7 protein-coding genes are annotated in these 7328 nt (G+C 55.0%); 5 read left to right on the top strand and 2 right to left on the bottom strand.

Annotation, left to right across the window (positions count from 1 at the left end):
* The first annotated feature begins 265 nt into the window (after window positions 1–265).
* Together MPJ51_RS20985 and MPJ51_RS20990 are read left to right on the top strand one after the other, a co-directional pair.
* Complete coding sequence (locus MPJ51_RS20985; RefSeq protein ID WP_298390880.1) at window positions 266–601, top strand: hypothetical protein; 336 nt, start codon at window positions 266–268, stop codon at window positions 599–601.
* On the top strand, window positions 585–1649 hold the full coding sequence (locus tag MPJ51_RS20990; RefSeq protein WP_298390882.1) for a hypothetical protein: 1065 nt from the start codon (window positions 585–587) through the stop codon (window positions 1647–1649). Before MPJ51_RS20985 ends, MPJ51_RS20990 begins: the two co-directional genes overlap by 17 nt.
* 265 nt (window positions 1650–1914) lie before the next feature.
* On the opposite strand, the gene MPJ51_RS20995 is transcribed toward MPJ51_RS20990, so the two are convergent.
* Window positions 1915–2337 (bottom strand): hypothetical protein, encoded by a 423-nt coding sequence (locus tag MPJ51_RS20995; protein ID WP_298390885.1) that lies wholly within the window; start codon window positions 2335–2337, stop codon window positions 1915–1917.
* Between the two features lie 240 nt (window positions 2338–2577).
* Window positions 2578–3210 carry a tyrosine-type recombinase/integrase gene (locus MPJ51_RS21000; RefSeq protein ID WP_298390888.1) on the bottom strand — a complete coding sequence of 211 codons (633 nt, stop codon included), beginning with the start codon at window positions 3208–3210 and terminating at the stop codon, window positions 2578–2580.
* A gap of 377 nt (window positions 3211–3587) precedes the next feature.
* Between MPJ51_RS21000 and MPJ51_RS21005 the strand changes: the two genes are divergently transcribed.
* The 3 genes from MPJ51_RS21005 to MPJ51_RS21015 form a co-directional block, all read left to right on the top strand.
* Complete coding sequence (locus tag MPJ51_RS21005) at window positions 3588–4448, top strand: LysR family transcriptional regulator (protein WP_298390890.1); 861 nt, start codon at window positions 3588–3590, stop codon at window positions 4446–4448.
* Window positions 4449–4537: 89 nt separating this feature from the next.
* Entirely contained in the window at window positions 4538–5773 is a 1236-nt protein-coding gene (acdA, locus tag MPJ51_RS21010; protein ID WP_298390892.1) for a 3-sulfinopropanoyl-CoA desulfinase, read from the top strand.
* On the top strand, window positions 5766–7328 hold a 1563-nt coding region (locus MPJ51_RS21015), incomplete at its 3' end, for a thiamine pyrophosphate-binding protein (RefSeq protein ID WP_298390894.1). The genes acdA and MPJ51_RS21015, both read left to right, overlap by 8 nt.

Raw genomic sequence — 7328 nt, forward strand, 5'->3', positions numbered from 1 at the left:
GCTCAGAAACTGACGGCAGCCATTGATGTTGAGGATGGGCATGCCCTCTATGTCCGCAGACTATGAGTTCGGTCGCCCCCTGATTGCGAAAATGCCGCGAACGGCAAGTTTAGCGTGTTGCGTCGCAGCATGTCGACCCGTTGTCAGATGTCGGCTCGGGGCCGTTGTTGAAAATTGGCAGGGCTTATCAGAACAGCTTGCACCCCTATATAGTAAAGGACGGCTAGCCTTTGTCGAACGCAAAACAAATGAGAAGAATACGCCAGTGAGCTACGATCTCCAAATCCGCATGTCACTTGAGAATAAATCGAACCGGGCTGAGTTAATGCAGCTGCTTTCCGATTTTGAGGTTTATGAAGAGACGCATTTGATCGGTGCTTCAGATATCGTGGCATATGTAAAGGCGGCAGCCGGACCGTTGGCTGGCTTTTTGAACATATTGAAACTTCGCCAAGACAAGCAGATGGTCGGCCGACTAAAGATCCAAGCCGGCTCAGACAGAGCAATCGAGATCGAGCGGTTCCAAATCGATAATGCCGACGATATTGCAGCCCTTGCAGAGAACCTGTTGGCCCAGATCCAAGATGACAAGCCCACCTAACGCACCGATCTTTGCACGTTTAGAAAGTGCTTTCCCGGATTCGGTTCAGCGTGTCTGGTATAAAGTCGAGGATGATGTGGGAATCTCGGATGAACTTTGGATCATGTCGACATACGACCGGAACCTATCCACCTATGGCCTCCGAGGCGGCGGTTACGCTGTTATCGCTGACAACACGTTTTTTGCTTCTGTAGCAATCAATCTCTTCTTTCCGTTGCTTGCTGAGCAGGTAGCGCCCGGTAAGTTCGACGTGGATCACCTATTGATGGGCAATGCAAAGCTATACCTTTCAGAAGCGTATCTGTACGCTGGAAAGACCGAAGCCGGTCGGCAAATGCTGCTGGAATACCTTGTCGACCATGAGACCGATAATCTGGAGCTGTTGGAGGCTATCCGTTCGTTTGACTTTGATCACCCTATCGAACAGCTTGTGGGACAGGCCGCTAAGCATATGGTTTTGATGCATGAAGTGGGGCATTTCTATGGGCCCAATGACATTCCTGAGGGCCGCCTGGCAGTTTCTGAGCAAATGAGGCGGGATGGCCATGACATAGATTCATTTTCAGCCCGTCGACTTCATGAGGAGTTGCTCTGCGATCTGTTTGGCTCGATCAATGCTCTTGGGGTGTTGATGAATGCTGGAATTGCTGCGTCTGCCGCGCGAGATATGGTGAACTGGTTTCGCTTGTCTATCCACGCAATCCAGTCGATGCGGGAAACCATCATATCCGACGAGGAGTATGAGGGGGCCAAGGATCTTAGCGGTAGCGAGATGATGTTTCGGCACACCACTGTTCACGCGATCCTTGAACGTGAAGACTTGGCGCAACATCAGATCCCCGAAGATGCAAAGAATCCTCCAGTTTTCGAATTTGATCAAACTCGGTTGTTGAACGCACTTTTGAAGGCCAATGGCGGGGAAGCCGTAAGTCGACGCGGTCGTCGCTTGGCAACACTCTTCCGTGAAGCGCTGAATGCACATGATCCATTTGAACATTTATACAAAAATTCCATCCGATTTGCCCGGACTGACGGAACACCAATTTAGTGTACCGTCTATTTGGAAATGAGTTTGTGAATTGAGGACCTTCGTAGCTCGCTGGGCAAGTGTTAGTCGAACCATCTCTTCTCTATGTCCCACCTTGGATTTTTTTGCTGCCGAATACTTGAAAACAGTTTAGAGTGCCTGGGCTAATGTCTGCATTGCAGTATGTCGCGCCGCAGAGCGCATGAACGTAATGGACAGCAGTATAGGGCCGTCCTTACACAACTACCGCTGTGCCTACGACTCAATGGATGCCCTCAGCATTGATTTATGGCGAAGAATGCAGGTCGCCGTAATAATGCGCACCAAAAAAACCAACCCATAAGTAACGCTGTGAATGCTGCATCTGAGCCAAAGTCATCGGCAAATAGTCTTTGTTTACCCAAATATTGATCTGCTTGCGTTCTGAGGTGTAAGTCGGCGTCCGGATCTCCTGAGGTCCGACAAACCGGATGTACCCATTTGTCACTTCGGAGCTAGGTGAGGGCGAACCTAACAGCCGAATGTATGCCTGACTTCCAGCTACGCCGCTTGTTGCGTGTCCTGCGGTGAAGAATTGCGATGTTTGAACAATCAATATCTGGCGGCCTGTGGCCGCGAGCTTCGCACCTTCATCTGGCTCGAAAATATGGTCGAGCTCCGAGATTATTTCATCAACTTGTTCTTCGATGGGCAGCGGCAAAATGGACATTCGTTCATATCCGATCGGGAAAATACACTTCTTTGATCGTCCCCACATTATCTGGCTGAGTCAATTGGCGGATAACATTTATCCGCTTGAGCGGCATGCCACCTTTAAAGGTATCAGAAGTACACCTTTGCTCGGTGTTTGCAGTTGCGGCGAATGTCTCCTCTGACGGGCCACACCGCAGCATCGCGACCTGCTGGTGGATGTCGGCATTGGGCCGCCCGCGAGAGCGGCCCGTTAACGTTAGATCTCTATCGCTTCGGCGATTGCTAGGGCATCCTCGAGTTCGACGCCGAGATACCGGACTGTACTGTCCATCTTAGTATGGCCAAGCAGAAGCTGAACAGCGCGCAGGTTTCCGGTCTTCTTGTAGATCTGAGTGACCTTGGTTCTCCTCATTGAATGGGTTCCGTAGGCGCTTGCTTCGAGGCCGATCGACGTGACCCAATCGCGGACAATCCGTGCATATTGGCGTGTCGAGATGTGCAGGCGTTCATGAAATCGGCCGGGCCAAAGGTATTCCGAACCGACCATCAGCTCATCTTCCATCCACTTCTCAACAGAGGCACGTGTGCCTTCGGAAATCTCAAAGCGCACGGCTTTCTGCGTCTTGCTTTGAAGGACCGAAGCCCGTTCCTTGATCTGACCCGATGACATGACATCGGCGACCTTCATCTTCACCAGATCACAGCCGCGGAGCTTACTGTCGATTGCCATATTGAAGAGCGCAAGATCGCGATGGTTTTCGGCAAGCTCGAGGCGAACTCGGATTGCCCAGACATGTTTTGGTTTCAGCGGTCGCTTCTGGCCGACGATGCGTCCTTTGTTCCAGGCTGGGCGAAGAGCACGAATGGCAGGTAAGTTTGGTGTTTCCATGGTTGATCCTCCGATCCGCCATGCCCGCCCACAACGACAACCCGACGTTGACTGGAAAATTTTATCACAGCATGCCGCGCTGCCTCCGAGGTCCGCGATGAGCCCATTCCGACCAATACTGCACGTTGCACGAAAGTCGTGTGCCTTCGACAAAAAACCTTAATCCTATGAAGAACGGTGATGAACCTTGCTCAGGTTGGAGATATTGATCATCGGCGAAGAACTGCTACGCAAACCTACAAAGCACTTTGTCATTTTGCCGGAGTTCCTCTTAAGTGGGCTATGTTTTTTGATCCGAGGCAGGATTAGGTGGCAAGCAAGACCGATCTCACCGGGCATCTAGCTTTCAGTTCGATGGTGTGGTCAATTTCATTGTCATGAACATCAACCAGCTCAAAACACTTCTTGCGGTCATTGAACAGAAATCCTTTGCCGCCGCCGGGGACGTCATTGGGCTGTCGCCATCCGCTGTCAGCCTTCAGATAAAAGCTATGGAAGATGAGCTGGGCGTTCAGTTGTTTGACCGAATCAAACGGCCCCCGGTGCCGACTGCGCGGGGGCGCGCGCTGGCCGAGCATGCAAAAAAGACCCTGACCCTCTTTGAGGAATCGGCGCGTGTCGCGCGGGGTGAGATTGTCAGGTCCAGATTGGCGATTGGCTCTGTCCCGACCGCATTGGCAAGCTTCCTGACAGTGGGCCTGAAGTCTCTGCAGGCGACCTATCCCGCCTTGCAGGTCAAGGTGAAGAACGGCAGTTCGTCTGCGCTGGCGCAAAAGCTGGCAGATGGGCAGGTGGACGTGGCGATATGCACCAAACCCGTGAACCCCATCCCCGGTCTTGACTGGCACAGCATTGCGATTGAGCCGTTCGTCGTCGTGGCCCCCGCGCATGCCAAGGGCGACAGATGGCAGGACCTGCTGCGCGCCCACCCGTTTATCTGGTTCAACCGCAAGACGTGGGCGGGGCAGAGTATCGAAGAAGAACTGAGCGCGCAGGGCATTGACGTAAAAAGCGCGATGGAGATTGATTCACTTGATGCAATCTCCAACCTTGTCAGTGAAGGGCTTGGGGTGTCGATCGTTCCGCTGTGCAAAGGACGGCGGCCCTTTTCCAGCCGCCTGCGGACGCTTCCGTTCGGAGATCCACCATTTTCACGAGAGATCGGCGCGTTCACAAACTCGGATGGCCGGGCAGATATTGTAATCGATACGTTTATCGAGGCGCTTCAATCTTCATGAGAAAAGCTCACGCAAGAAACAAGAAAACGCAACTAACGTAAGTTTCATTGGTGGTGATAGGCTGGCCATATCAACCAGGCGAGCGCACCATGCTTCACGACGCAATATGCTCAAATAGCCCATCTTTCGAACTATCCGACCAGCAGCGCGAAATTCAAAAAAGGGCGCGGCGGGTGGCCGAAACCGTATCCGGCCCGCTTGCAGCTGAAACAGATCGCACCGAGGAATATCCGACCCACGTCGTCGATGCGATGACCGCAGCGGGGTTGATGGGCATGAGCGTGCCAAAATCGCTTGGCGGGCTTGGACACAGTTACCTTGACGTGGCCCTTGTTGTTGAAGAGATCTCCGCAAAATGCGGAGTATCCGGGCGGATCGCCGTCGAAGGCAATATGGGCGCCGTTGGCGCGATCATCGCCTATGGCTCGCCCGAACAAAAGAAAAGCGCTGCAGCGCATGTGCTGGGCGGTGACAAACCGGCCATCTGCATCACAGAGCCCGACGTCGGAAGTGCCGCGACCGACATGACCAGCACTGCGGTGCGCGACGGTGATACCTGGGTCTTGAATGGGAAAAAACACTGGATCACGGGTGGAGGGGTTTCGAAACTGTATTTGATCTTCGCCCGCGTCATTGAGGGGGGTGAGTTCAAGGGCATCGGCGGTTTCATAAGCTATCTGGGTGAAGACGGGCTGACGATCGGCGCACGTGAACCGACGCTGGGCCTGCGTGGTATCCCGGAAACCGAGGTCATTCTGGACAATCTGCGCCTGCCTCTGGACCGGTTGATTGCGCCACCCGAAGGGCTGAAACATGGCTTTGCCGGGCTGATGAACGCCTACAATGCCCAACGTGTGGGGGCGGCGGCGGTCGCGCTTGGGATTGCACGTGGCGCTTATGAGGAAGCTGTAGCATTTGTCAAAACGCGCAAGCAATTCGGTCGCCCGATTGCCGAGTTTCAGGGCTTGCAATGGATGATTGCCGACATGTCGATGCAGATCGACGCTGCCCGGCTGATGATTTGGCGCGCGGCGGCGAGCGCGAGCACCACCCGTTCAGGCTTTCCTGATCCGATGCTGGCGGCGCAGGCCAAGGTATTCACCTCGGAAATGGCCGTGAAAGTCACAAATGACGCGCTGCAATTACACGGCGCGCGAGGATACTCCCGCAACTCACCGGTCGAGCGGATGCTGCGCGATGCGCGGATGTTCACCATTGGCGGTGGCACAGCACAGATGCTGCGCAATTTGGTGGCAGGAAAAGCGCTCAATATGAAAACTCCGCAGACACGCGATGGATATCTTCCGAAAGGCACAAATGTTTGAAGACATGAAGACGGGCCAATCCGCCTCGGACGTCATTGCCGAACGGCTCTATGAAGCAGGCTGTCGCCATGCTTTTGGCATACCCGGTGGCGAGGTGCTGGCATTGATGGATGCGCTGGATCGCACAGGCCTTAAGATAGCGCTGGTCAAGCACGAGAACTCGGGCGGGTTCATGGCCGAGGGCACATGGCACGCGAACGGTGCGCCCGGGGTGCTCTTTGCTACCATCGGGCCAGGTATTGCGAACGCGGCCAATGCGATTGCCAATGCCTGGCAGGATCGCGTGCCGATGATCGTGCTGACGGGCTGCGTTCCCGCCGTTGAGGCGCATACCTATACCCATCAGGTGTTTGATCATGTCAAATTCCTGGAACCTGTCACCAAGGCTGCCTTTCGGGTCGAGCCGGGAACTGCGGGTATCCTGATCGACAAGGCTATCACCATCGCGACCACGGGCCGTCCTGGACCTGTGCTACTGGATGTGCCCATTGATGTGCAGCGCGAGGTTTCGGGCGCTTGGCAAAAACCCCGTGGCACCGCGCAATCCGCGATGATCCCGGCGAACGATGATCTGGCAAAGGCACAAGGTTGGCTGACACAGGCCAAGCGCCCGGTCATGCTGGCCGGTGTCGATGTCCTGACGCAGAACGGCAGCGCAGCGGTGGCGGCGTTTTGCCGTCATCACAACGTTCCGTTGATCACGACCTACAAGGCCAAGGGGATATTGGATGAAGCGCATCCGCTGGCTTTGGGTGGCGCGGGATTGTCGCCTGTGGCCGATAATTCCCTTCTGCCGATTGTGCGGTCCTCGGACTGCGTGATCCTTGCGGGCTATGATCCAATTGAAATGCGCGTCGGTTGGTGCGATCCTTTCACACCAGATCAACGGGTGATCGACACCTCTGCCGAGGTAAACACACACTATATGCATCAGGCCAGGCTGAACTTTATCGGAGACGTTGCTGCGACGCTCACAGCCCTTTCCGTCGGCGCCGGTCGGTCACCCTGGGATGCGGATGAACTCGCGGGCATAAAATCCGAGTTGCGAGGCGCCTTTCAAACCAATGAGGATTGGGGGCCTGCCGCGGTCGTGGATGAAGCCCGCAAGGCTTGCCCTGTAGGCACCGCCGCCGCGGCGGATAGTGGTGCACACAGGATCGTTCTGAGCCAAATCTGGCAATGCGACGAACCACACGGGTTGATGCAATCATCCGCCCTTTGCACCATGGGCTGCGCAGTTCCTTTGGCCATCGGGAGAAAAATGGCCGAGCCTGATCGCCCTGTGATTGGCTTTGTGGGTGACGCTGGGGTCGAGATGTTCTTGGGTGAACTCGCAACCGCGCGCGATCACAAATTGGGCCTGCCCATCGTTGTTTTTGTCGATGAACAGCTTGGCCTGATCGAATTGAAACAACGAGGAAACCAGATGCCAAATCTGGGCGTCGAGTTTCCCGGCACGGACTTTACTGCCGTTGCCCGCGCTATGAGCGGTGCCGGAGAAACCTGCCACACGCGCGCAGAGCTAAACGCTGCGATCAAGGCCGCCTTCAGGCGC

This window comes from Ruegeria sp., from assembly GCF_028066395.1.
Lineage (GTDB): Bacteria > Pseudomonadota > Alphaproteobacteria > Rhodobacterales > Rhodobacteraceae > Ruegeria.

Excerpts from the sequence above, each read along its gene's own strand:
- MPJ51_RS20990 (WP_298390882.1), top strand. The coding sequence starts at position 585 with ATGACAAGCCCACCTAACGCACCGATCTTTGCACGTTTAGAAAGTGCT.
- MPJ51_RS20995 (WP_298390885.1), bottom strand. The coding sequence starts at position 2,337 with ATGTCCATTTTGCCGCTGCCCATCGAAGAACAAGTTGATGAAATAATC.
- MPJ51_RS21000 (WP_298390888.1), bottom strand. The coding sequence starts at position 3,210 with ATGGAAACACCAAACTTACCTGCCATTCGTGCTCTTCGCCCAGCCTGG.
- MPJ51_RS21005 (WP_298390890.1), top strand. The coding sequence starts at position 3,588 with ATGAACATCAACCAGCTCAAAACACTTCTTGCGGTCATTGAACAGAAA.
- acdA (WP_298390892.1), top strand. The coding sequence starts at position 4,538 with ATGCTTCACGACGCAATATGCTCAAATAGCCCATCTTTCGAACTATCC.